Consider the following 23,973-nt stretch of genomic DNA (forward strand, 5'->3'; position numbering starts at 1 on the left):
CATGAAGATCGACAAGCAGCTCATGACCGAATTCGTCGCGCGCTACCCCGCGCAGCCCGCCACCGCGTTCTGGCGCGGGATCGAGATCGACGTGCTCGCCCGCGCGGGCATTCCCGAAGGCCTCGGCCTTGACCTCGGCTGCGGCGACGGCATCCTCACCGACATCCTGTTCAAGCGGATGAACCGCACGCCGCGGCTGGTCGGCATCGATCCCGATCCGCTGGAAACGGACGCCGCGCGCAAGTACACGTTCTACGAACGCATCCACACCGTCGGCGGCAATGCCATTCCGGAAGAGGCCGCGACGTTCGACTATGCCATCTCGAACTCGGTGCTGGAGCACATCCCCGATCTCGAGCCCGTTATCACCGAGCTGGGCCGCGTGCTGAAGCCGGGCGGGAAGTTCTTCTTCACCGTGCCGTGCCCGGGTTTCCACGAGAACCTCTCGGGCAGCGTCCTGCCGGGTGTGCCGCGCGACAAGTACCTCTCCGAGCTCGACAAGCGTCTTGCCCATTTCAACTACCTTGCCGAGCAGGACTGGAACGCCATCTGCGAGCGCAATGGCCTGAAGGTTCTCTCTTTCTCGGGCTACCTTGGCGAGCGGACCACGCAGCGCTGGGAATCACTCTCGCGCATGACCGGCGGCCTGCTCCACACGCTGTCCGCCGGACGCCGCCGTCCGATCGAGATCCAGCGCGCGCTCAAGCTGCGCGCACTGCAGAATTCGACGATGATGCCGGAACCCGTGGCGCGGCTGCTGGCGGGCGTCATCACCAGCGGCCTCGACTGGGAAGACAACTCCGACCGGCCTTCGTGCCTGCTCGTGATCGGGGAGCGCCCTTGCGCTTCCTGACGGTCACGCATTTCTTCGAAAGCCACGGCGGCGGGATCGAGCGGGTTGCCGCGCAGATCTGCCGCCATCTTTCCGCGCAGGGCCATGTCGCAAGCTGGGCCGCGAGCGCAGGCGATACCCTGCTCGATGAACGGGGGGTGGAAGCCCTCCCCCTGCCCTGCATCAATCCGACCGAGGCGCTGACGGGCCTGCCCATGCCGATCCCCGGCCCGCGCGGCACCGTCCGCCTGTGGTCGGCGGTCAAGGGCGCCGATGTGGTGGTGATCCACGATGCGCTCTACTGCACTTCGATCCTCGCGATGGTGTTTGCGAAGCTGCAGCGCAGGCCGGTGATCCTGATCCAGCACGTGGCCGAAATCGCCTTCGCCAGCGCGATGATGCGGCGAGTGATGGCACTCGCCAACCGGATCGTCACCCGGCCGATGCTGCGCAGCGCCGATCAGGTGGTGTTCATCAGCGACACGGTTCGTCAGTTCTTTGCAGGCGCCCGCATGAAGCGCGCGCCGCTGCTGCAGTTCAACGGCGTGGACACCGCGATTTTCCATCCCGGCGCCCCGGAGCGCGGTGCATTTGGCCTGCCGGATGGGCGCCCTTTGGTGGCCTTTGTCGGGCGGTTTGTGGAGAAGAAGGGTCTCTCGATCCTGCAGGCCGTCGCGCGGCGGTGCCCGGAGATCTCGTTCGCGCTGGCCGGTGCGGGGCCGATCGATCCCCGCCAGTGGGACTTGCCCAACGTGCACCTGCTCGGATCCTTGCCCCCCGGACGCATCGCCGCACTGTTTCGCAGTGCGGACACGCTGCTGCTGCCGAGCGTCGGCGAAGGCTATCCGCTCGTCATCCAGGAAGCGATGGCAGCCGGTCTTCGCGTGATCTGCGGGGAGGAAAGCGCCCGCGCCGATCCCGCCGCCAGCGAGTGGCTCCAAGGGGTAGACGTCGATCTGCAGGACATCGCGGGCAGCGCCGACCGCGTCTGCGCGATCCTCACCGGGCTGGAGGCGCAATACGCGTCATCCCGGCAAGCCATGATCGACTACAGCCAGCGCCACTATTCGTGGGCCGGGTTTGCCGCGCGGCTTGCTTCGGTCGGGCAGGCACTCAGCCGACGCGGCTGACCCGGCAGCCCGCGCGGGCAAGGCGCGGGGCCACATCGCCATTCAGCCTATCGGCAACCGGCTCGCCGAAGCCGTAGTAATCGCCCAGCGGCGCAAGCGTGGCATTGCCGATCAGCGCGATGGAAGGATGACCGGCGCAGATCGCGGCAATCGCACCGTCGTTCAGTTCATCGCGCAGCAGCCGAACCGGGCGGGTCCCGAGGTCGGGCGGATTGTGGACGAGATCGACCGCCGTCGCGACGTCCTTGCGCCCCAGCACCACGTAGTCAGCGTCGATGGTGGCAAGGCGGGCGGATACCTGCGCTGAAGCCGCGTAGAATTGATGCGCCATCACGCCCTGCAGCGGCAGGATGACCAGCACGCCCGCCACCGTCGTGCGCAGCAGCAGCGTGCGCCACTGGCCGGTCTCGCTGCCCAGCGTCTTCCAGCCATAGACCGCGAGCAGCACGCCGTTGCCGATCAGGCCGTGCAGATAGCGATAGCCGAAGCCATGCCCCTGATAGGGCAGCAGGATCGCCATAACGAGCAAGGTGAGCACCATGCCCCCGGCCAGCGCCGCGATCATCGGATCGGTGCGATAGCGCCGCGCCCCCGCCAACAGGAGCGGCACCAGCAGCAGATGCTGCCACGCGATGAAGCGCAGGCCGTTGGCGACCATGTTGGGCATGCCCATCGGGTCCCGATCACGCAGGATGCCCATCAGGCGCGTGCCATAATCGGTCCCTTCCGGACGCGGGGCCTGCGCGCTGACTTGCACCAGCGAGGAGATGAACGTCGGCCACCACAGCCAGAATGCCCCGATCACGGCGTAGCCCGCGATGTAGAGCGCCGCCCGCGGCCAGTGCCGCTGTGCCAGCAGCACCAGGATGAACGGCCCCACAAACATCGGGTGCATCAAGGGCTGGTGCAGCCCGGTCGCGACGAAACCCACCACCAGCGCCGCCAAGTCCGACAGGGTGTCGCGGCGCAGGAACAGCCACAGCCAGCACAGATTGAGCGCGAGATGGCCGGGCATCGCATAGCTCGTCATCCCGGCAAACAGCACTTGCGCCGAGCCCGCATAGAGCACCAGCGCGACGAACCCGGCCTCGCGGTCATCCGGCCACAGCCTTCTCACACAACCGAACAAAGCGACCGCCCCCAGCGCCGCCATCAGCGGCCCGACGAGCCAGGGCGCCCCGATCAGGCCGAACAAAGCCCGCAGCCCGGCGTTGAGCGGAAGATAGGAGGATATCCATGCTCCGCGCGGCTGGGCGGGATACATGAACAGCGTGTTGAGCACATCCGCATGATCGCGCCAGAACGCGGGCAGCGGTGCGACCAGATGACCTGCGCCAAACACGGCGGCATCAAACGTCGCCATCTGCTCGTCTCGGCTGAGGTCATAGCCACTGAGCAGCAGGAAATGCCCGGCACTGGCCGCCACCAGCAGCATTAGCGCGGCCGCCAGCCACGTGCCGCGCTGCACCGCCGGCAGGGCGATGCGTTGTGCTGGCCGGATGCAGGCCAGTAGCACGAGCACGGCTGCTACCAACAGGAGCCAGCGATCCTGCCGGTGGAGCAGGAATGCGGACACATTGCTGAAGGGCCGGAACGTGAGCGAGAGGATGAACGCGATGGCCGCCGAACCGATCGCAAACCGCACCAGCCCGCTCTTTGCCGATGGTGCCGAAGGCATGCCGGCAGCCGCTTCGTCCGCACTTGCTCCGGCCTGTTCCGGCGTTTCAGTCATGATCCCCCACGGCCCCGTGCAAATCCCGCCATCGCCCTAACCGGATATGGTTAGCATACCTTCACCAAGCTGACAGGGCGCAAGTCCGTTCGGGGCTGCGGGGATCGGCCGATTAGTCCCGAAGGGCAGCCCGCGCCAGTATCGGCCGGAACTGCTCGAACGACATCGTGCGCAAGCCCGCCACTTTGCCCGCATCGTCCCATCGCCGGATCTGCACCGCATCGCTGTAGTATGGCAGGCGGCGAAAATCGGCGACTTCGTCCGGGCTCATCGGACCACCTTGCAGGGCAAGGCTATGCTTCGACGCATCCGACAGGCCATCATGATAGGATTGCTCGACCGCGCACAAATAGCGCTTCGCCGCGACATGCAGCCGCACGGCTTCGACGACGCAGGGCGGGAAATGACCGGACAGCATGGCAGCGCCGGCGTCCTCATGGTGCCGGTCGAACGTGTCGTCGGGGGAGTAGGTGCCGAACTCGCTGGTGAAATGGCCGATGTCATGCAGCAGCGCCGCCGCGACGAGCGTAACCGGCGCACCCGACGCGTGGGCCAGCGTCGCCGTCTGCAGCATATGCTCGGCCATGGTGACCGCCTCGCCCAGATAGGCCTCCGCCCCGCGGCGCGCGAAGATATCGGCGATCCGGGCGACGATGCCGCCCGCCTCCTCCGCAGTTGCGCTCATGCCGTCGCACCCTGTGCTTCGAGCACTGCGATGGCGGAAAGCAGTCCGTCCTTGTCGGCATAGCAGCCCTGAAGATGGCGGCTGCCGCTGCTGGTGATCGCGCTGCGGGCATGGAGCACGCGCAGATTGTCCACGACGAAGGCCTCACCGGGCGCAAGCCTGAACCGCACGGCAAGCGCCGGATCGTCGATCAGTTCGGCCATGCGGCGGTAGGCCCGGTAATAGCCCGCCATCGCCTCATACGGCACGTCGGTGAACGGAGCGGCGGAGCGGTTGTTGAAACGCACCGCGAGCAGCTCGCCGTCCGGACCAAGCTCGATGAGCGGTCTCTTCGCTTGGAGCCGGACGTCCCGCGTCCCGGCAAATTCGAACCTTGCGCTGTGCCCTGCCAGGAGCGCGAAGCCTTCGGGCATCTCGGCCTTGAGCCGGGCCACGACTTCGAACCCGTCGACCACGATCGATTCCCCGCCCTCGACGTCATTGCGCAGGCACGCGAGGATCTGCACCCCCGGTGCAGGATCGCGATAGGGATTGTCGGTGTGCGCCTGCAGTCCGAGATTGGTATCGGCGAGGTTGTTCGGATCGACTTTGGCACGAACGTCGAACACCCGCCCGTAATTGGTCTCGCGGACATGGCCAAACAGCGCGGCAATCTCGGCCGGGATGCCGTCAGTTGTTGGCAGGCCGGAGAGCCGGGCGAAACCATAGCATCTGATCGTCCGCAGCCAATCAAGCCGCACGGCCGGATTGGCGCGCACCTCGCCATAATCAGCGGCCCGCACGGTGCCCGAGAGCCCGGCGTCCCAGCGCGTGATCGCTTCGTCGGTCCAGCCGGCGCCGCGCGTCTCCTCGCGGTCGTAGCTGTGCGCCGCAAGCCAATCGGCCTCGAACGCCACGGTCTTGCCCTCGGGCTCGAAGCGCACTTCGAGGTGCCTGCCTGACCATTCCGCGGCGACGATCCGGGTGTCCTCCGGAATGTCGCGCAAAGTGATCAGGCGCTGCCCATTGCCCGCACTGCGCGTCGCCGGGTCCTGCGCATTGTCACGCAGCCAGATCGCGTGGAAGCGCCGGGGCGTTCCGCCAAGCTCGACCGTCAGCGCGGCACCATTGTCGATCAATGTGGGGGGTGATGCGGAGATCGCGGTGTTCAATGGGCAATCCTTGTCACGCACTTGCATCGGGAACCGCGGCCCCGGACAGGCCTGGCAGCGTCATGGCCGCCCCGGCGCCGGTCCCGGCGTCGGCAGATCGGCGATAGAAATAGAGCGCGGCCAGGATCGTCGCGGCTGTTCCGACGATGCTCGTGATATAGGCTCCGCGTATGAAAAAGGGCAGCCAGTCGAGCGAGGACTGCCCGAAATTGCGCCACAGCAGCAGCACCACGCTGCCCAGATAGCCGACCGAGTCTGCCACATAGATCAGGAAACCCGCATTCGCGACGCGCCCGCTTGCCGCGACCAGCCGATCGAACAGGACCGCGTTGATCGGATTGTAGGCGATATAGAGCCCCGATCCGGTCAGGATCATCCAGGCCAGCGGCGAAATGAGGTGCATCTGGTACGCCAGCGTCGACAGCCCGAGCAGCGCAAAACCCGCCGCCACCATCGCGTGAATGACCATCAGCGCGCGGCGATTGTCGCGCACGATGATGACCGCGGCCATGCAGACCAGCGCGATCACGGCCACCGGTATCTCGCTTTCCGAGAAGACGGCCGGGTCACCGCCATAGCCGAGCGCGCTCCAGAGCTCGGCCGCGAAGTTGTCCCGGAAATCGCGAAAGGCAGTCAGCATCACATAGGCGAAAACGATCGCGATCAGGCCCGGCGCATAAGCGCGCAGAAAGCTCCTCCGCTCGGCAGCCGCCATCGGCGCGCGCCTCACCCGCTCGGCCTCGTCGCGCGCGTTCGGAGGTGGCAACCGGTTCAGGATCAGGACCGAGATCAGCAGCAACGGCATGAACAGCACGCCGGTGGTTGCCGGCATCCAGAAGCGGTCCACGTGCCAATCACCCATCAGCCAGGTGCCGACCGATTTCACCACCCCCGAAGAGACGATGAAGCTGGCGCACATCATCGACGCGAGGAGTTCGGTGATCCGCCGCCCTTCCATGAAGCCGTAGACCAGCCCCCAGATCATCCCCAGCGGCACGCCGTTCAGGAACAGCATAGCCACGTTCCACGGCGCCGGGATCAGCGCGAAGCCGACGAGCGCCAGCCACGAAACCGCGATCAAGCCAAGGATCGCCGCCGCCCGGTAGCGTGGGTGGATTTCGGAGATCACCTTGATGCCGATGAACTTCGAAAGCGCATAACCCGCCACTTGCGCGACGATCAGCGCGATCTTGTAATTCAGCGCGAGGTGCCAGCCGGGCACATCGTCGAACGTCGCCGCGGTGAACGGCTTGCGAAAGGCGTACATCGCGAAATAGGCGGAAAATCCGGCCATGCCGGCGACCGCCGCGAAGAGTGCCGGATGGGCTTTCGCCAAGGCTGTCCGAATGCGGCTGTCCACGATGAGCTTATCCTACTGGCGTGCGTGATCCGTGTCACGCTTGCTGGCGCAGGATGATGACAGACCGGTGCTCATTGTGTAGGGGGCGCGCATGGGGCGTTGGCGCGCATACATTCACGATCACTTTCGGCTGGCCATGCTGCTGGTCGTGCTGGCGCTCGTGATCAAGGCCGTCGTGCCTGCTGGCTACATGGTGGGGAGCCAGGGCCAGTCCCTCACGATCCTCGTCTGCGGCGACGCCACCGGTGAGCGCATGGCGAAGCAGATCACGCTTCCCGGAAAGTCGGAAGGCCACGCGAAAGCCGCCGAATCCTGCCCTTACGCGTCGCTGTCCTTCGCTTCGCTCGATGCGCAGCTCCCGGTATTCGTCGCGCTGGCGATCGCATTCCTGCTCCTGCTCGGATTTGCGCCGGTGCGCATTCCCGTGCTGGCAGGCTTCACCCACGTCCGCCCACCATTGCGCGGACCACCCGCGCTGATCTGACAGACTGAACGGCCCCACCGCGCGTGAGGCTTCCTGACAGATTACCCGCATGCGCGCTCGCGCGTGCCGGGCAGTGGACACAGCTCGTGAAATCATCCTTGTTTGCGCTCGGCCTCGCGCTGAGCTTTGCCGCGCCCGCATGGGCGCAAGACTCCGTCGCGCCTGATGCAGAAGCTGCGGAAAACTCCATCCTCGTGGTCGGCCAGCGCGAGGCGCCGATCGAGATCGCCCCGCGCGGGCTCGCGGTCAGCCTTGGCGCGGAGCAGTTCAAGGCCGTCAATGCCTTCAACACCGAAGACCTGATGAAGTACGCGCCCGACTTCTTCGTACGCAAACGCTACTCTGGCGACAGCAACGGTGTACCGGGCTTTCGCGGCACGCATTCGGTCCAGAGCGCACGCACGCTGGTCATGGTCGATGGCTTCGTTGTCTCGAACTTCCTCGGCAACAGCTTCGGTTTCGCGCCCAAGTGGGGCGTGGTCGGCCCCGGCGAAGTCAGGCAGTTCGATATTGTCTACGGACCCTACTCCTCGCGCTACATCGGCAACTCGATGGGCGGGATCGTCAACATCACCACCCGCGATCCCGAACGGACCGAGGCCTTCGCGACGCTGCAGGGCTTCGTCCAGCCCTATCGCCAGTTCGGCACGCGCGATGATTTCCGTGGCTTCTCGGCCGAAGCGGGTGTCGGCCTGAAGCAGAAGGACGGACCGTGGTCGCTGCGCCTGACCGGCCGCTTCTTCCGCAATACCGGCCAGCCGATGACCTTCCTCGGTCTGAACCCGGTGGCCGGCGGCGGCGGCACGGTCGTCACCGGTGCCATCGTCGATCCCGAACATGTCCGCGCCGCCGCGGCCGGAACCGGCATTCCCGGCGCGCCGGGCACGGCAACCAATCCCTATTTCGCCGCGCAGTCCCCTGCCCGCATCACGCAGGAGCAGGCCAAGCTCAAGATCGGCTATGACAACGGCAGCGTAACCGGCCAGTTCCTCTTCGCCTACTGGCATAACGAGGACAGCCAGACCGCGCCCGATTGCTACTTGCGCGATGCAGGCGGCAACGCCGTATGCGAAGGGCGCGTGCGCATCGGCACGCAAAGCTACACCGCCTCCGGCGCCAACTGGTCGCGGACGGTCCGCGACGAGTACCTCGCGGGGGTCAAGCTGGCGGCCGAGATAGCGGGCAACACCACCGCGCGGCTCGCCGTTTCGACCTATCAGATCCCGCGCACCGATACCTTCACCTCGAACGGATATCTGGCGGGCAAGTCCAATGGCCCCGGCACCCTCGCCGCGCAGGGGCCGACCGGCTGGTGGACCGGGGATCTTGCGCTCGAGAACAAGACAGCGCGCCGGGCCTTTGCGCTGGGGCTCACCGCCAATGCCTATCGCACCGATCAGACCCGCAGCAATCTGCCCGACTGGACGAGCGCAGCAGGCAAGACCTTCGCCAGCCGCACCTTCGGCAAGACCCGGCAGCTCTCGGCCTGGGGCGAAGCGCAGGTGTTCCTCGCTGCGCTGACGGTCACCGTCGGCGCGCGCTATGACAACTGGCGTGCCTATGATGGCGGGCTGGCGCGGCTCGGCACGGGGGCGCTGGCGGGCCAGGCGGTAGCCAACGCCTATGCGCCGCGCAGCAATGACTCTGTCAACGGCAGCCTTTCGTTCGAATATGCCGTGGGCGCACACACCAGCCTTCAGCTCAGCCTTGCGATGGCGACGCGCTATCCCACCGTCGGCGAATTGTTCCAGGGCAGCCTCAACGGCGATGGCAGCTTCAATCCCAATAGCTTCGATCCGGGGCTGAAGCCCGAGCGGAGCAAGGATGCCAACCTCGTCGTCGCGCATGATTTCGGCTGGATGAAGCTGACAGGCTCCGCCTTCTTACAGCGGGTGGACGACACGATCTTCTCGTTCGTGGGCTTCAACCAGAACGGGATCACGACCTCGACGTTCAAGAACATCGATCTCACCCGCCAGTTCGGCTTCGAGGGGATCGCCGAGACGCGAAACTGGCCGGTGGAGGGCATGAACATCGATCTCAACGCGGCGTACATCGACAGCAAGACACTGCGCAATCCGTCCGCCCCTGCTGCAGAGGGCGTGCAGTTCCCCCGCATTCCCAAGTGGCGGGTCAACGCGAACCTTCGCTACGACCTGACCCCGAAGCTGCAGGGATCGCTTGGCCTGCGCTATGCCAGCCGGCCCAACACCGATCTGTTCGGCCTCCAGCGCGGCGATACCTTCGGCTTTACCTCCGAACTCTTCGCACTCGATCTGCGGCTCAACTGGCAGGTCGCCGAGAAGCTCCGCCTGTCCGCCGGGGTCGACAACCTCACCAACGATCGCGCCTGGGTGTTCCACCCCTATCCCCATCGCACGTTCCTGATCGAAGCGGGCTGGAGGCTCTGACCATGGACCGTACATCGCTCTACCGCACCATCTGGCGCTGGCATTTCTATGCCGGGCTGTTCGTCATGCCGATGGTCGTGATCCTTGCCCTCACCGGCGCGGCCTATCTGTTCAAGCCGCAAGTCGATGCCTGGGAGGAACGCGCCTGGCGCGGCCTCCCGGCGGCCACCACGGTTTCGGCCGATCAGCAGGTCAGGGCCGCACTTGCCGCCTTCCCCGGCAGCCGTTTCCATTCCTACCGCCTGCCGCGGGCGGAACGCGATGCGGCCCTCGTCCACATCACCCTCCCGGACCATGCCATGCGCGATGTGTTCGTCGCGCCGGATGGCCATGTCGTCGGCTCGCTCGATCCGGAATGGCGGATCATGCAGGTGGTGCATGACATCCACGGGCAGCTGCTGATCGGCAAGCGGGGCAGCTGGATCGTCGAGCTCGCCGCGAGTTGGGCCATCGTGATGATCCTCAGCGGGCTCTACCTCTGGTGGCCCGCCGGGCGGGGCCTCGCCGGGGTCGTATGGCCGCGGCTGGGCGGCGGACGCAAGGTGGTGTGGCGGGATCTTCACGCCGTCACCGGCTTCTGGGTCTCAGGGCTCGCGATGGTGCTGCTGGTCACCGGCCTGCCCTGGGCCGATGTCTGGGGCAGTGCGTTCAAGGCCGTGCGCGCCGAGCTCGGGTGGGTCAAGGGCCGGCAGGACTGGACCATTGGCGGCGCCGCTGCGGCTGCGGACGAGCACGCCGAGCACGATCACGGCGCGATGGCGGCGATGACCGGCGCCATGGCAGGCGCGATGCCGGCCGGCATGCATCGCATGCCCGATGGCACCCTGATGGCGGGGCCGGCCATGTCCGGCGTCTCGCTGAGCGAAATCGTGGCCGAAGCGAAAAGCCGGCACCTGCCCTTCCCGGTCATCGTCACGCCTCCCGGCGGCGCACAGCCGTTCGGAGGCAAGCGGAGCAGCGCCTGGTCGGTCCGCTCCGATACGCAGAACCGGCCCTTGCGGGTTTCGCTGACTTTCGATCCGATGACCGGCCACGAAACTTCCCGCGAGGCCTTTGCCGACAAGCACGTCATCGACCGCGTCGTCGGCTATGGCGTGGCCTGGCATGAAGGCCAGCTCTTCGGCCTCCTCAACCAGCTGATCGGCGTGGCGACCGCGCTGATGCTCGTCACGATGTCGGTGACGGGCTTTGTCCTCTGGCGGCGGCGCAAGCCGGCAGACCGATTGGGCGCCCCGCCCCTTGCCACCGTGCCGCCGCGCATGGGCGGTGTTGTCGTGATCATCCTTGTCCTTGCGGCACTCCTGCCCCTGCTGGCGATCTCGATGGCGCTGATGCTGGCGGCCGAGTTCGCCGTGCTGCGCCGCCTGCCTGCGGCGGCACGCTGGCTCGGCCTGCAAGGTTCCCGCGGACAGGTCGCCTGACGCGCAACGACATCGGGCGTCGTCGACCTGCCGGTCAGAGCAATGACCGGCAGATCGATCGGCACGCCCGCCAGGACTGCACGTGGAGCGAGCTGACAGGCTGCTTGATTTTTGGCCGCAGCTGCGCGATGCAGCGCGCACAAAATAGCGGGAATAGAACCCGCCAGGCAAACGAGCGCTGCGGCGCGACGGGGCCGTAGAATGGGAAAGGGATCCTATGTCTGCGGCGTACCAGTTATCATCCTGTATCGAATGGCAATTCACCGAAGCGGGCGAGCTCGACGCGCGGCTTCGCGCGGCAAAGGCAGCCGGGTTCGCACTCGCCGAATTCCATCTCTGGCGCGACAAGCCCGTGGCCGGGCTGGCCGAGGCGCTGGACGAGACGGGGATGCGCCTGACCGGTGTATGCGTCGATCCGCGCCGGTCCATCGTCGACCCCGCCGAGCGCGCAGACATGGTCAATGCCGTGCGGGAAACGATCGCGGCGACGGCGTGCCTCGGCAAGCCGGACCTGATCGTCGCCTCGGGTTTCCGCATCGAGGGGATGAGCGAGGAGGAGCACTTCGCCAATGCCGTGAGCGCGCTGCGCGCGGCGGTCGATCTCGCCGAGGAAGCCGGTGTCACGTTGCTGCTCGAACCGCTCAACACGCGGTTGTTCGCGGCGATGTACCTCGTCAGCACCAAGCTCGGCCTCGATCTGATCGAGGCGGTGAGCAGCCCGAACCTGCGCCTGCTCTACGATGTGTGGCACAGCGCCTGCATGGGCGAAGACATCGCCGATGTGCTGGCCGGGCGCATGCATCTTGTCGCCCACGTACAGGTCGCCGACATGGACGACCGCCACGAGCCGGGCACGGGCAGCGTCGATTGGGCGAAGACCGTGGAGACCCTGCGGGACCTTGGCTATCAGGGTGCCATCGGGCTGGAGTACTTCCCGACCCTGCCGATGGACCAGTCCCTCGCGCTAACCCGGGAAACGCTCGGCCACTGAGCCGCACCTGCGAAAAGCCGAGAACAGCGTCTGCCACCTTGCCGGCAGCGCGGCAGACCCACGAACGGACCTTCGTCATGAACGCCGAAACGATCGCGATCAGCCTCGATCTGATCAACCGCCTTCATCAGGAACCGAACCGCGACCTCGCCCACCTGAACGTCACCGGTCTTTCGCCAGCGGAATTCCTCACCGCCCACATCGCCCGCATCGGCTGCGTCCATCTCACCGAAACCAGCTTTGTCGACACGCAGGACATCTGGAAGACGCCCAATCCCGAGTGTTCCGAAACGCGCGCGACGCAGGTCTTCCGCGATCCGGGCATGGGTCCGCACCGGCGGGTTCCCATCGATCCTCCTGTCGTCTCGGCGCATTGACCGCCAAGCTCCCATGTGGGAGCAAGGTACATGAACTTTCTTCCCGCTGATCAGAGAGAACTGTTTCTGCCGCTTATCGACGGCATCCACGACAACCCGCCGTGGGGTGCCTTCTTGCGCAATCTGGTTGCACGGACTTACGCACGCCGAGCATTTCTCGTCATTGTGCTCGCGAATGCGCCTGCAGATCAGGCCCCGACCGTACTTCAGGTGACGGCACCCCGTGCCGCCAGCGAACCGCCACTCGACATGACGCGCCTCGACAATCTGCGACTGCATCCACACGGCCGCATGCGTCCTGAGCGCGTCTACAGCCTTGACGAAATGCTCGACTATGATCGGCCCGAGCAACTGGCCAACCAGCGCGCGGCGCTCGAGGAAATGGGCATTCGCTACGGCAGATGGATCCGCATCACTGCTCCCGGAGCCGCCGATGCATGGCTCGTTCTGGCGCGCGAGCGCGAGGATTTCAGCGCATCGGCGGTCTCGACCATGAACATGATCGCGCCGCATCTCGCCGCAGCGCTGCGCACCTTCTGCGCACTGGTTGCTCAGCGTCTGCAGACCGCACTGGCTGAAGATGCGCTTGCGCGCATCGGGGTGGGACAGATCGCCTTCGATGCCGCCGGCCATGTCATGGCAGCAGATCGCGAAGCCGAACGGCTGCTGACATTTTCCGCAGGCGCCGGCGGGACTACCGGTCGAAAGCTGCAGTTGCTGCCGGAAACCGGTCGCCAGCTCGAAGCACAATGTGCAGCTCTTTGCACCGCACAGAAGGGAACGACTGCCGCACTTCTTCTCGACGAACGCCGCGATCTCTGGGTCCTGCTGCGCAAGGCCGATCTCGCGCTCGACGGGCCGCATGCCGCCCCCGCCGTGATCGGCACCCTCCGCCTCGACCGCTACGAGAACATGGCCGCGGCCATCCGGACGATCGCTGCAGTCCACGGGCTGTCGGCGCGGGAGGCGGCGCTTGCCCACGCGATCACACTGGGCGAACCGATCGCGGAAGCGGGCAGGCGGCTGGGACTCACGACGGAAACGGCCCGGAACTACTCGAAGCGGATCTACGCCAAGACTGGCACCAGCGGGCAGGCGGAGCTGGTACGAATGCTGCTCAACGGGCTTGCACCGTTCTGCTGACCCGGACGGTGAGCTGCCTCGGCACCTTGGCCAACGCGATTTCCCGTCGGAAGTGCAGCGCGACCGGCTGGCTGTTCTTGTCGGCGTCGGCGGCTTCGGCCATGCTGAACCATTCGGGTGCACAGGCCGCTTCCGCCGCCACGAGCCCGACGAGACCCGCAGCAAGCGCGAAGGAAAGTCGCGCGAAAAATGACCGGGAATGATGCCGGATATCAGAACCCCCAAATGACCCATGGTTGGTAGCGCAGGAGGGACTTCCGCAAGATCACAACACCACTGGCGCGCGCATCAATGCTAGCCAGAAAGGCATGCTTTTCCGGGCTGCGGTTGCCGCCCTTGTTGCGAAGCGCGCCGGTCGAGGTTGCGAAAGGCGGACGCGGGCTCCTTGGGCGTGAGCACGTGCTTTCCATGCTCCCGGGCTATGCCGCATCCTCTCCTGCCGGGGCAGGCCAGCCCCTGGCGATGTCTCCGCCGAAACCGGACAGAGCGCATGCCAGGAGCTGAAACTGCGCAGGACGGAAGCGGGGTCGGCGTCAGAACGCCTTGTTGATGCCGAAGAAGATCCCGCGCCGCGCGCCATATTGCGGCGCGCCGACCCCGACGCCGGAGCCATCGCGCAGCAGGTACGTCTTGTCGAACAGGTTGACCACGTCGATCCGCATCGTCAGCCCCTTGAACGGACCTTCGCGATCAATCTTCTGGGAAATCCCCAGGTTTGCGGTGAAGTAGGACGGAAGCTTGCCGCCATTGGGCACGATTCCGGCCGGATCATCCGCACGCAGGCCATCGCCATAGAGGAAGGTCATCGAGGGAATGAGCCGGCCCAGCCCGTCCTGGATGGTGGCCGAAGCCCCGCCCGAGGCCGTCCAGCGCTGCGAATGGTCGGTGAAGATGTAGTTGCTGGAAATGTAGGCCAGCTCGTCCGGCGCGAAGAAGTACTGGCTGGAGATGATATTCCGTCCCTTCTCCTGACCGCGCGCAACGTTGGCGAACAGGTCGAACGGGCCGTGGACGTAGCTGGCACTCAGTTCCACGCCCCAGGCAAAGCCATCGGCGTAATTGAACGGCGAGAGCACCAGCGAAGGCCCGAACTGGCCTTCATCGAGCAGGTTGCGCTTTTTCTTGTAATAGGCATCGAGCCCCAGCTTGAAGCCCGGCGCCACGATCTGTTCGATGCCGCCGTCGATATAATGCTCGCGTTCGGCGCGGACGGGGTCTGCTGTCGTGATCTCGGTCTGCTTGGTCGTGCCGGCGAACAGGGCAAGCGTGGGCGAGGCAATCAGCTCCTGCGGCGGCGGCGTGAAATTGCGCGCATAGCCCAAGTGGAAGGTCGTGCCGCTGGCAGGCCGCCAGACGAGGTTGACGCGCGGGCTGAGCTGCTGTTCGCGGGTGTAGGCCCGCACCGCATCGAAACGCGCACCGTAATTGAGCGTGAGCTCAGGGGTGAGCGACCATTCATCCTGCAGGTAGATGCCGTAGAGCTGGCCATTGCGACTGCTGCTGTCGGCGATTGTCAGCGGTGCATCGGAGGTCTGGTTGCCGCTGCCATCGACCGGGAAGACTTGCGACACCACGTTGGAGCGGGTCCGCTCGTTCTGGAAGAACAGGCCGAAGCGCAGCGTGTGCTGGTCGGATAGCTTGTAGCTGCCATCCGCCTGCAGGCCTGCCGTGAGGCTCGAAAGGCGCGTCGTATCGGCCACGCCCGCCAGGATCAGATCGCCCCCCTGCGGATCGGGCAGATAGCGGGTCTGCGAATAACGGACAAACGGCGCAATCTCGAAATTGAGATCACCGGCGCCATACTGATAGGCCAGCACCCCGTAGTGCGTGATCTCGCGCTGGTTCTGATTGAGCTGCGACGAATCGAACGCGTTTTGTCCATTGAGCGTGAACTGGCCCGGCTGGCCCGGATTGTTGGGGATCTGGAAATAGCCGATCGATGTGCCGCCGAACGCGGTGATCCGGCTCGTGTCCGATAGAACGTCCGACACATAGCCGAAACCGCGATACTGCTGGGTACGATCATGGATCGCATTGCGCGCGCTAGTCGTGTTCTCGACGCCCAGATCGTTCTGCAGGAAGCTTCCCGAGGCGAAATAGCTGAGGTTGCCCGATGTCCCGTCGATCGAGGCGCTGGGCTGGATCGTGCCATGGCTGCCGCCATAGACGCCGATCTCGCCGCCGTTGTCGAAGCGGCCTGCGGCCGTCTTGATATTGACCACGCCCGAGGTGCGATAGCCATACTGCGCGGGAAGCGTGCCCGTCACCAGATCGATCGAATCCGCGATGCGCGGATCGAACGTCGCCCCGAAACCGGAAATGCTTTCCGGCACGATCACTCCGTTCAGTCGGTACTGCAGATTGGCATGCTCGTTGCGGACGTGGATGGAGCCATAGCTGTCGAGCGTGACGCCGGGTGCCTGCAGCAGCACCTGGGCCAGGCTGCGGTTCGGGCCACCGGGCTGCGTATCGAGCATGGCGCGATTGATCTGGTAGTCGCTCGCGCCGAGCGAGGGTCGGATCGCATCGCGCGCATCGTCGAGCCGTTTGGCAGTGACGACGATTTCGCTGGCGGGATTGCCCGATCCATCTGTGGCAGGTGCGGGTGCGGGTGCGGCCTGGGCAAAGGCACAAGGGGGGAGAAGCGCCGCGATGGCGGCGCCGAGCAGGAGGGCATGACGCATGGGATTACTTTCGGAATTCTCTTGAACGGAGAGGACCAGCCTGCCCGCGCTGGCGTGGAGCCACGCTCGCAAGGCCCAAGCCGGCCATCAATGGATCACGAGAGAAATCCGGGAGGAGGCGCGCGGCTGCGAGGCAGCAGATAGCGCCGCTTCCAGACGAACGGAAGCGCAGGTGGCAGGAATGCCCGGTAGACCACGGCCAGCACGATGGGCAGGCTCTGGACCGGGGGCGTAAGGTAGGCGCCGAGGTGGCTGAGGCCGAGGCATATCGGGCAATCGCTGCTCGGGTCAGCCGGGCCATGATGATCGCTTGCCGCAGGCGCGGGATGCGCCGGGGCGGTTGCGACAGGGTTCGTATCGAAGTGGTGGTGGGTCTGCGCCAGAAAGCTCTGGCCCAGCAGCGCAAGGACAAGTGCCAGCACCAGCCAGGCAGCGCCCGGCCGACCCGTTCGGCCATGCCCCGGCGCTGATCGGCGGTGGATCAAGCCGCAGGCTCCGGCATGGCTTCGCCCGGTTCAGGCTTGCGGCGGCTCTCGAGCCAGACGAGCGACAGCGGCAGGAGCACCAGCATGAACAGCGTCGCCGTGACGATCCCGCCCACGATCACGCAGGCGAACGGGCGCTGGGTTTCGGAACCGATCCCGGTCGAAAGCGCAGCGGGCAGAAGCCCGAGGCCAGCCATCAGCGCGGTCATCAGAATGGGGCGGAGCCGGTCGACAGCGCCCTCGATCACGGCAGTGTGGAAGGCATCACCCGACTGGAGCCGGTGCGTGATATGTTCGAGCATCACCACGCCGTTCTGCACCGAGATACCCGCCACCGCGATGAACCCGACAGCGGCGGAGACCGACATGTGCAATCCGGCAACGCCGAGCGCCGCAACGCCGCCGATGCTGGTAAAGGGCACCATGGCAAGAATGAGTGCGGCCGAGCGCACCGACCGGAAGGCGCCAAACAAGAGGACGAACACGCCGAGCAAGGCGATCGGCACGATCAATTCGAGCCGCTTCATCGCCCGCTGCTGATTCTCGAACTGGCCGCCCCAGGTCATCTGGTAGCCGGCAGGCAGCTTGACCTGTTCGGCAACGGTCCTCTGTGCTTCGGCCACGAAGCCGCCCTGATCGCGGCCATCGACGTTGGCCTTCACCGCAACGTTGCGGCTGCCGTTCTCGCGGCTGATGCGCGAAGCGCCGACAAGCAATTCGATGCGGGCGATCTGGCCTAGCGAGATCGTGCCACCTGCCGGGAGCGGCACCTGCAGCTGGGCAAGGTCATCGACCGCATTGCGCTGGTCGCCGGCAAGGCGGACGACGATATCGAAGTTACGGTCCTTCTCGTAGGCAGTGCCGACAACCGCGCCGCCGAAGGCCGTCGCGACCACGTTGTTGGCATCGTCGGAGTTGATGCCGTAGCGGGCCATTGCGCCGCGATCGAGAATGGCGCGCACTTCGGTCTGCCCGCCGATCTTGACTTCATCGACGTCGGAGGCCCCGGGCACCTTGCTGACGACATCGGAGGTCTTCTCGCCAAGCTCTTCGAGCACGTTGAGATCATCGCCCGTGATCTTGATCGAGATTTCGCCTTTGACACCGGACAGGCTCTCTTCGACGTTGTCTTCGATGTACTGGCTGAAATTGGTCGGCACGCCGGGCATGGCCGCGAACTTGCGGCGCATGTCGTCTTCCAGCGCCGCCTTCGTCGGGAACTGGGGGCGCCACTCGCCGCGCGGCTTGAGCTCGATCAACATCTGGAGGCTCGACGGGCCCTTCGGGTCGGTGCCGTCGTCAGGGCGGCCGGTCTCGGTGCCGACGTGGGCGACTTCAGGATAGGACAACATGATAGCTCGAGCCTGCGCCTCGACCTTGCGGGTCGTCTCTATCGCCGCCGAGGGCGTGAGCTGGATCGTCAGCCAGATATTGCCTTCGTCAAGCTTGGGCAGGAATTCGGTGCCGAGGCGCGGGATGAGGAGGACGGTCAGCAGCAGGAGCGCGCCCGATCCGAGGAAGATCGCCTTGGTCCGCACCAGCGCCCAATCGAGAACGCGCCGATAGAAATCGCGCATCCGGTCAATCCAGGCCAGATGGCGCTCGGCCATGTCATAGCGCTCGACGAGGAAGCTGAGCACGGTCGGCAGGAAGGTCAGCGTGAGGATGAGCGCCGAGGCCAGCGCGAACGACAGCGTGAGCGCGACCGGCCGGAACATCTTGCCCTCGACTCGCTGGAACGCGAAGATCGGGACAAAGGCCATGATGATGATGGCCTTGGAAAACAGGATCGGCCTCGCCAGATCGACTACGACATTGCGCAGCACTTCCTTGCGCTGCGCAATGTCAGGCTCCTGTCCCTTGGTTCGTGCCGCCTCCATCGCGAGCGCGACCATCAGTGCTTCGATCAGGACGACTGCGGAATCGATGATGATGCCGAAGTCGACCGCCCCCATCGAGATGAGATTGGCCGGCACGTTGGCAAGGCTGAGGCCGGTGAACGCTGCCAGCAAGGCAAGCGGGATGATCGCCGCGACCACCATGGCCGCGCGCCAGTTGCGCAGGAAGACCAGCAGGATCACCGTCACGAGCGTTGCGCCGACGAGGAGGTTCTCGCTCACGGTCTCGACCGTGCGGTCAAGCAGCTTGGTACGCTGGTAGGTCGGACGTATCTGGATCGGCTGCCTGCCGGACCGCTGGGCGTCGAGCCGGAACTGCGCGTTCAGCTCGTCGACCGCCTGCCGCACATCCGCGACGACAAGCGCGGCGTTTTGCCCCTTCACGACCGTGACGATGCCCTCGCTCACGTCGTTCTGGCGGTCGTAAGAAACGATGCCGGCCCGCTCGGGACTGCCGATCTTTACCTCGCCCACGTCGCGGATCAGCACCGGTATGCCGTTGACCTGCTTGACGACCGTCTGGCCCACATCGTCGATCGAGGCGAACAGCCCGACGCCGCGAACGACCACATCCTCGTCACCCTTGCGGATGAACCCGCCGCCGACATTGGAATTGGCGTTGCCCACCGCATTCTGGACATCGGCAATCGTGACGCCGAAACGCTTGAGCTGGTCGGGCCGGACAAGAACCTGATACTGCTTGATGCTGCCGCCGAAGCTCGAAACGTCGGCCACGCCCGAAACCATGCGGATGCGCGGGCGGATCACGAAGTCCTGGATCGCGCGCGCTTCGTAGAGCGGCATGTCCGCAGGCTTGTCGAGAACATAGCGGTAGACTTCACCGACCGCCGTGGAAAGCGGGGCAAGGCTCGGCGTCACGCCATTGGGCAAGTCGGCGTCGCGCAGCTTTTCCAGTACCTGCGAGCGGGCGAAGTAGTCATCCGTCCCGTCGCGAAAGATCAGCGTGACCACCGACAGGCCGGTGATCGAGACCGAACGCATGTCGGTGACGCCGGGGGTGCCCGCCAGCGCGCGCTCGATCGGCAGCGAAATCGCGCGCTCGATCTCTTCGGGCGCCTGACCGGGTTGCTGGCTGATCACGACGACCTGCACGTCCTGCACATCGGGGAAGGCCTCGATCGGCAAGGTCGAGACAGCCCGGACCCCGATGAAGACGAGAGCAGCCACCATGAGAAGGACGAAAATGCGCTTCTCGATGACAAAGGTCGCCAGTTTCTCCAGCATGGGACTCAGTTCCCGGTCATCTGGGCATTGAGCAGCAGCGCGCCCTCACCGACGATCTTGTCCCCGTCCTTCAGGCCTGCGGTGACGAACGAGAAGTTCTCGCCCCGCTCGCCCACCTGCACCGGGATCCGGCGGAACCGGCCCGGGCCCTCGACACGGAACACGAAGCTCTTGATCCCGGCTTCGACGATTGCGGCATTCGGCACCTTGATGGCAGTGCGCCCGTCATCGGTCACCAGTCGGGCGCGGGCGTACATCTCAGGCTTCAGGGCCAGATCGGTGTTTGCAAGCTCGGCACGCAGCTGCACACGGCGGGTGTTGGGGTCGACTGCCAGCCCCACCTTGGTAACCCGCGCGGTGAACGTCCGGTCCGGCCACGCGGGTACGGAGAACTCAACCATCTCGCCCACCTTGGCGCGGGCAGCCGCATCCTCGGGAACGTCGATCAGAAGCCAGAGGCGGGTCGGGTCGGATACGGTGAACAGCGGCCCCTGGCCGGCGCTGACCTGCTGCCCCGGATTGAGCTGGCGATCGACGACGTAACCAGCGATCGGGCTGGTCAGCGCCAGGCTGTCCCCGCGCCCGCCACCGAGATTGCGCAGCCTGAGCCGGGCGCGCTCGAGTTCCGCGGCGGCGGATGCGGAGTCGGCCTCGGCCGCCTCGAGATCCCGCCGGGCGATCGCCTCGCCCTGGAACAGCACGCGCGAGCGCGCCATCTCGCGCGCCTTCTGGGCGCTGACCGCCTGCGCCGTGAGCACATCGGCCCGCGCCTGGCCCAGATCGGGCGCATCGATCGTGGCGAGAACCTGCCCGGCTCGGACCGGCTCGGCGATATCGGCAAGCAGCTGCGTCACGCGTCCGGCCACGGGGGTGCCGACCCGGCTGGTCAGCGTCTCGTCAACCACGAGCCGGGCATTGAGGTCTGCCGATACCGGCAGCGGGCTGGACTTGGCTGTGAGAACCGTGACCGCATTGAGCTCATCCGACCCCGGAGCGAAGGCGATCACCCCGGGTTCGGTCTTGGCAGGCGGCGCTTCGGGCGGAGCGGAACTGCCGCAGGCGGCCAGCGAGCCGGCGGCAAGCGCGAGCAGAACGGTTCCGGAAAACAGGGTGGTAGCGCGCATTTCAGTTGTCATCCGCTGTAGTCTGCGCCGCGTTCAAGCGGGCAAAGGCATGGGCCTCGTCATTGCGTGCGTCGATTGCATCAAGCTCGACCGCGCGCAGGGAGCGGCGCGCATCGAGCAGTTCAAGCAGCGATGTAGCGCCATTGCCGTAGGCGAACTCGGCGATCTGGGCGGCGTGGCGGGCCGCAGGAAGCTGCTCGTCCTCGATCGTCTGGCGCCGGGTCGCTGCTTGCTGGTAGGCATTGCGGGCAATCACGATGTCGGCAGTGGCCACGGCAGTCGCCTTGCGCAGTTCGGCTTCGGCCTGAACGAGCTGGGTCCCCGCCGCATCGACCTCGCCGCGATAGCGATTGCGGATCGCGAGCGGAACCGAAACGCCAAAACCGACCGAACTGCCGATGCCCAGCGATGCGGGTGCGCGTTCATACTGGAGCGTGACCGTGACATCCTGCTTGCGCAGCGCGTTGGCCCCGTCGAGACTGCGCTGGGCCGCGCTGAGCCGCGATTGCGCCGACAGCACCTCGGGTCGCTGCAATGCCAGCAGATCGGCAGGCGCCGGCTGGCCGGAAACATCGCTGCCGGGCCAATCCGATGTGGTGGAGATCGTATCGGCCAATCGCTCCTGCCCGATCAGAGTGGCAAGAACGAGGCGCGCGCTCCGCAGATCGGCCTGGGCCTGCTGAAGATCGGTGTTCGCGCGCGATGCCTCTACCTTCTGGCGTGCCAGATCGGCACCGGAAATGGCACCGGAACGCGTTTTCAGGCCGGCCAGCTGCAGGCCCTGCGTATAGCTGGCCGCAATGTTTCCAAGCAGGTCGACCCGCTGTTCGGCAGCCTTGAGATCGAAGTAGCTGTCGAAGATGGCCTCGCGAATATCGCGCCGGGTTGCAGCCAGATCGGTTCGGCTTGCCGCCAGCAGGGCGGATGCCGCAGCGGTCCTCGCCCGGCGCTTGCCACCGCGTTCCAGCACCATGTCCACGCTGACCAGCGTATCGGCGATCTGGTCCACGCGCCTCGTACCGATCAGGTTCGGACGGATCTGGACTGCGCTGAGATTCAGGTTGGGGTTGGGTGCGGTATCGGCGATCTTCCGGTTTGCCTCTGCGGTTCGGACTGCGAGCCGGGAACGGAGCACATCGATGTTGTCGTTCTCGGCAGCCAGCATGGCCGCTTCCAACGTCAGCTTCGAAACAGCGGCTTGATCGGCGGTTGAAGGACCGGCTTGTGCGAAAGAGGTTCCTGGCAGGCTGCAAGCAACGGCAACCCACCAGAACTGTCGCGTAAGGGACAAAAATCGGACCATCTCTGCTGCCTGCTGTCAAATTGACGACATGCCCAGCAGAGGTCCAGCCTGCCGGTAACGAATGCGGGCGCCCATAGTCTCATCGCAACATGTCTTGCAATGGCCTTGTGGCAAATCATGTCCGGATCGGATCAAACGGCAGGCACCCCGGTTGTGGCCTTCCTGCGGAGACCTGGCCCTGTCCTGCCAACATGACGCATTCGTAACCCGCCAGAAAAGCCGCCGCAAAGGCCGCAGGCGCAGAGAGCCCATGCCGAAAGGGATAACCAACAGCCATGCTCTATGCGGCGAAGGGACTTATCATGTGTGGCATTGTGGGGATCGTCAGTGGCCAGCCTGTTGAAGGTTGCCTGTTCACAGCATTACGTCGGCACCAATACCGCGGGTATGCCTCAGCCGGTATCGCTACCGTCGAAGACGGAGCGATCGTGCGCCGCCGAGCCGGGGGCAAACTGATCAATCTGGGGCAAGTGCTGGCCGAGGAGCCCCAACGCCGCGGGCTGGCAGGGCAAGCCTCCGGTCCAAGGGCCGGAGGCTTGTTTCGTGCTGGCCGGTCCGAGCCGTCCACAGCTGCGGATGAGCAACCCCACTGCGGCGAAGCGCGCGTTAGAAGACTTTAATCTTGGCGTATTCCAGCTGACAGGCTCGCAACCCCAGTGTCTGTCATTCCGGTGCCCACCACTCACGCCAAATTTGGTTGCACGAGGAAGGCACCAGGCGCATGCGGACCCGAATCACCCGCAAACCTCTGCTCTTCTTTGATCTTCTTGGAATGCCCGGAAGCATCTGGAAGCTTCCGGATAAGCGATTGGTAGCGGAGGAGGGATCTATAAGGCAGCTCTAACCATCTGATGTTGTTATTCATTATCTTAGAACAGGCGCAAATACCCCCACCAATACCCCCGCGAACTTCGTTTCTGCGATCGTATGTTTCGGCGATCAGATGAATAGAGTTTCGGCTGTTGAACTGATGTACCATCACAACAGGATACTGCCGCAACGCGAATGAGAGATCCTAGCGCAAGGCTACAACTGCACAGAAGCGCCGCCGTCCATCAGTGCGAAAGCGCGCATGCTCTTCTCGATCGACCTCGTGATGCCGAGGATGCTCGTGCCGGAAGTTGGAGACGCCGATGGCGCGCACTCTGCCCTCGTCGCGCAGCCAGATCAGTGCCTTCCAGGGCTCAACGTAGTTCTTGCGGGTAGGCAGTCGCCAGCGCAGCAGGTAGAGAGCGACCGTTTCGAGCCATGCCGATCGACTGTCCGGTCGAAAGCCGACAGCGCCTCCTCAGGACGGCTGCTGGAATTCCAGAACTTGGTTGTGGGGAGCAGTTCCTCGCGCAGCACTGCGGCTTTGCGCATGGCTTTGCCCACGACGTGTTCACTGCAATAGATTGGCGCGATAGCCAGTTGACCAGTGGCGATCGTCTGTTCGGCGGGAATCGCAAGGGTGCCGCGTTCGAGCGCCGGATAGCCCAGCGGGACATCGGCACACGATGGATCGAGTACAGTCATGG

At 65.3% G+C, this 23,973-nt stretch carries 19 protein-coding genes; 8 read left to right on the forward strand and 11 right to left on the reverse strand.

All coding sequences use genetic code 11. The annotated features are described in order from the left end of the window. Position 1: 1 nt before the first annotated feature. Together IP83_RS05875 and IP83_RS19875 are read left to right on the forward strand one after the other, a co-directional pair. Positions 2 to 853: a bifunctional 2-polyprenyl-6-hydroxyphenol methylase/3-demethylubiquinol 3-O-methyltransferase UbiG gene (locus tag IP83_RS05875; RefSeq protein ID WP_054121280.1), complete on the forward strand. Its 852-nt coding sequence runs from the start codon at positions 2 to 4 to the stop codon at positions 851 to 853. Further along, the gene (locus IP83_RS19875) at positions 841 to 1,962 is read left to right on the forward strand and encodes a glycosyltransferase family 4 protein (protein WP_054121281.1); all 1,122 of its coding nucleotides are present in this window, start codon (positions 841 to 843) and stop codon (positions 1,960 to 1,962) included. The genes IP83_RS05875 and IP83_RS19875 overlap by 13 nt, the downstream gene beginning before the upstream one ends. Here the strand turns inward: IP83_RS19875 and IP83_RS05885 are convergent. The 4 genes from IP83_RS05885 to IP83_RS05900 all read right to left on the reverse strand — a co-directional run bounded on the left by IP83_RS05885 (position 1,946) and on the right by IP83_RS05900 (position 6,890). Then, complete coding sequence (locus IP83_RS05885; protein ID WP_054121282.1) at positions 1,946 to 3,694, reverse strand: hypothetical protein; 1,749 nt, start codon at positions 3,692 to 3,694, stop codon at positions 1,946 to 1,948. The genes IP83_RS19875 and IP83_RS05885 overlap by 17 nt on opposite strands. A 112-nt stretch (positions 3,695 to 3,806) precedes the next feature. Continuing rightward, entirely contained in the window at positions 3,807 to 4,379 is a 573-nt protein-coding gene (locus tag IP83_RS05890) for an HD domain-containing protein (protein WP_054121283.1), read from the reverse strand. Further along, complete coding sequence (locus IP83_RS05895) at positions 4,376 to 5,530, reverse strand: TauD/TfdA family dioxygenase (protein ID WP_197274290.1); 1,155 nt, start codon at positions 5,528 to 5,530, stop codon at positions 4,376 to 4,378. The genes IP83_RS05890 and IP83_RS05895 overlap by 4 nt, the downstream gene beginning before the upstream one ends. 13 nt (positions 5,531 to 5,543) lie before the next feature. After that, positions 5,544 to 6,890, reverse strand: coding sequence for a DUF5690 family protein (locus IP83_RS05900; protein WP_197274291.1), 1,347 nt, complete (start codon positions 6,888 to 6,890; stop codon positions 5,544 to 5,546). 136 nt (positions 6,891 to 7,026) lie between these two features. Between IP83_RS05900 and IP83_RS05905 the strand changes: the two genes are divergently transcribed. The 6 genes from IP83_RS05905 to IP83_RS05930 all read left to right on the forward strand — a co-directional run bounded on the left by IP83_RS05905 (position 7,027) and on the right by IP83_RS05930 (position 13,717). Next, a complete protein-coding gene (locus IP83_RS05905) occupies positions 7,027 to 7,374 on the forward strand; it encodes a DUF2946 family protein (protein ID WP_054121285.1) in 348 nt (115 codons plus the stop codon). A gap of 86 nt (positions 7,375 to 7,460) precedes the next feature. Further along, complete coding sequence (locus tag IP83_RS05910) at positions 7,461 to 9,785, forward strand: TonB-dependent receptor (RefSeq protein ID WP_231624926.1); 2,325 nt, start codon at positions 7,461 to 7,463, stop codon at positions 9,783 to 9,785. A 2-nt stretch (positions 9,786 to 9,787) separates the two neighbouring features. Then, complete coding sequence (locus tag IP83_RS05915; protein WP_054121286.1) at positions 9,788 to 11,206, forward strand: PepSY domain-containing protein; 1,419 nt, start codon at positions 9,788 to 9,790, stop codon at positions 11,204 to 11,206. Positions 11,207 to 11,423: 217 nt separating this feature from the next. Next, positions 11,424 to 12,197 carry a TIM barrel protein gene (locus tag IP83_RS05920; protein WP_054121287.1) on the forward strand — a complete coding sequence of 258 codons (774 nt, stop codon included), beginning with the start codon at positions 11,424 to 11,426 and terminating at the stop codon, positions 12,195 to 12,197. Between the two features lie 77 nt (positions 12,198 to 12,274). Next, entirely contained in the window at positions 12,275 to 12,574 is a 300-nt protein-coding gene (locus tag IP83_RS05925) for a hypothetical protein (protein ID WP_054121288.1), read from the forward strand. A gap of 30 nt (positions 12,575 to 12,604) precedes the next feature. Continuing rightward, complete coding sequence (locus tag IP83_RS05930; protein WP_054121289.1) at positions 12,605 to 13,717, forward strand: hypothetical protein; 1,113 nt, start codon at positions 12,605 to 12,607, stop codon at positions 13,715 to 13,717. Here IP83_RS05930 and IP83_RS19880 read toward each other — a convergent pair. The 7 genes from IP83_RS19880 to IP83_RS19885 all read right to left on the reverse strand — a co-directional run bounded on the left by IP83_RS19880 (position 13,692) and on the right by IP83_RS19885 (position 23,971). Next, positions 13,692 to 13,859, reverse strand: a complete 168-nt coding sequence (locus tag IP83_RS19880) for a hypothetical protein (protein WP_156309598.1) — start codon at positions 13,857 to 13,859, stop codon at positions 13,692 to 13,694. The genes IP83_RS05930 and IP83_RS19880 overlap by 26 nt on opposite strands. 391 nt (positions 13,860 to 14,250) lie before the next feature. Continuing rightward, positions 14,251 to 16,401 carry a TonB-dependent receptor gene (locus IP83_RS05935; RefSeq protein ID WP_054121290.1) on the reverse strand — a complete coding sequence of 717 codons (2,151 nt, stop codon included), beginning with the start codon at positions 16,399 to 16,401 and terminating at the stop codon, positions 14,251 to 14,253. 95 nt (positions 16,402 to 16,496) lie between these two features. Then, positions 16,497 to 16,823: a DUF2946 family protein gene (locus IP83_RS05940; protein ID WP_054121291.1), complete on the reverse strand. Its 327-nt coding sequence runs from the start codon at positions 16,821 to 16,823 to the stop codon at positions 16,497 to 16,499. Positions 16,824 to 16,882: 59 nt separating this feature from the next. Next, positions 16,883 to 20,029 carry an efflux RND transporter permease subunit gene (locus IP83_RS05945; RefSeq protein ID WP_054121292.1) on the reverse strand — a complete coding sequence of 1,049 codons (3,147 nt, stop codon included), beginning with the start codon at positions 20,027 to 20,029 and terminating at the stop codon, positions 16,883 to 16,885. A gap of 5 nt (positions 20,030 to 20,034) precedes the next feature. Beyond that, positions 20,035 to 21,153: an efflux RND transporter periplasmic adaptor subunit gene (locus IP83_RS05950; protein WP_054121293.1), complete on the reverse strand. Its 1,119-nt coding sequence runs from the start codon at positions 21,151 to 21,153 to the stop codon at positions 20,035 to 20,037. 1 nt (position 21,154) lies between these two features. Then, entirely contained in the window at positions 21,155 to 22,318 is a 1,164-nt protein-coding gene (locus tag IP83_RS05955) for a TolC family protein (RefSeq protein WP_054121294.1), read from the reverse strand. A gap of 1,305 nt (positions 22,319 to 23,623) precedes the next feature. After that, complete coding sequence (locus IP83_RS19885) at positions 23,624 to 23,971, reverse strand: hypothetical protein (RefSeq protein WP_156309599.1); 348 nt, start codon at positions 23,969 to 23,971, stop codon at positions 23,624 to 23,626. Positions 23,972 to 23,973 lie beyond the last annotated feature (2 nt).

The organism is Novosphingobium sp. AAP93 (assembly GCF_001296055.1).
Classification (GTDB): domain Bacteria; phylum Pseudomonadota; class Alphaproteobacteria; order Sphingomonadales; family Sphingomonadaceae; genus Novosphingobium.